This window comes from Methylobacterium sp. WL18 (assembly GCF_008040015.1).
Classification (GTDB): domain Bacteria; phylum Pseudomonadota; class Alphaproteobacteria; order Rhizobiales; family Beijerinckiaceae; genus Methylobacterium; species Methylobacterium mesophilicum.
The window spans coordinates 1-1,233 of the sequence record NZ_VRVD01000974.1; the positions used below are offsets into that span (position 1 = coordinate 1).

Consider the following 1,233-nt stretch of genomic DNA (forward strand, 5'->3'; position numbering starts at 1 on the left):
GTGCCGGCCAGCGTGCCCCCGGTCCCGGCCGCGCAGACGAAGCCGTCGACCCGGCCGCCGGTCTGCTCCCAGATCTCGGGCCCGGTCCCGTCCACGTGGGCCTGCCGGTTGGCCACGTTGTCGAACTGGTCGGCGAAGAACGCCCCGTTCGGCTCCGTGGCGGCAAGCTTCTCCGCCAGCCGCCGGGCGACGTGGACGTAGTTGTTCGGGTTGGAAAACGGCACTGCCGGGACTTCCACGAGGCGGGCGCCGGCGAGCCGCAGGGTCTGCTTCTTCTCCTCGGACTGGGTGACCGGGATGACGATCAGCGTCCGGTAGCCGCGCACGGAGGCCACCAGGGCGAGGCCGATGCCGGTATTGCCTGCTGTGCCCTCCACGATGGTGCCGCCCGGCCGGATCAGCCCCTTCGCCTCGGCATCCCGCACGATGGACAGCGCCGCCCGGTCCTTCACCGACAGGCCGGGATTCAGGAACTCGGCCTTGCCCAGGATCTCGCAGCCGGTCTCCTCGGAAGCCCGGCGCAGGCGGATCAGCGGCGTGCCGCCGACTGCGGAGAGGATGTCGGGGTGGGCGGTGCGATTCAGGGTCGTCATGGGCGGGAGCCTAGGCGGATGTGCTGCGTCTGACGAGGTTCACCCGAACACATGCCCCCCATTGATCCGCAGGCCCACCGGGTGGCCGGCCGGGTGGCGGATCCCGTCGAAATCCTCCACCGCGAGCACCCGCCCCTCGGTATCGACCACCTCGATGCGCTGGCGGCCCTGGCTGCGGTAGGAGCTGCGCACGGTGCCGGACAGGTGCGCCGCCTCGGGCTCGGCGAGCTGCAATTGCCAGGGCCGGACGTAGAGCTTGACCGGGCCGATGATCCCGGCCGGCGCCGCCACCGGCGTCTCCCGGCCGCGCACCAGCACGCGGCCGCCCTCGGCCAGCGCTTCCACTTCGACGTGGTCGCCCAAGAACTTCATCACGGTCGCGGAGGCCGGGTGCTCCTGGACCTCGTCCGGGGTGCCGACCTGCTCGAGGCGGCCGCGGTCGAGCACGGCGACCCGGTCCGACAGCTCCAGGGCCTCGTCCTGGTCGTGGGTGACGAAGATCGTGGTCTGGCCGGTGCGGTCGTGGATCTCGCGCAGCCAGCGGCGCAGGTCCTTTCGGACTTGGGCGTCCAGCGCGCCGAAGGGCTCGTCCAGCAGCAGGACCCGCGGCTCGACGGCCAGCGCGCGCGCGAGCGCCACG

General features: G+C 72.3%; 1 protein-coding gene and 1 pseudogene. Both read right to left on the reverse strand.

Features of this window, described 5'->3' with window-relative positions; all coding sequences use genetic code 11:
* The coding region (locus FV228_RS30215; RefSeq protein WP_147857787.1) for a pyridoxal-phosphate dependent enzyme at positions 1–593 on the reverse strand (593 nt) is incomplete at its 3' end.
* A 39-nt stretch (positions 594–632) separates the two neighbouring features.
* A pseudogene (locus tag FV228_RS30220) lies at positions 633–1,233 on the reverse strand (sulfate ABC transporter ATP-binding protein); the annotation flags it as partial.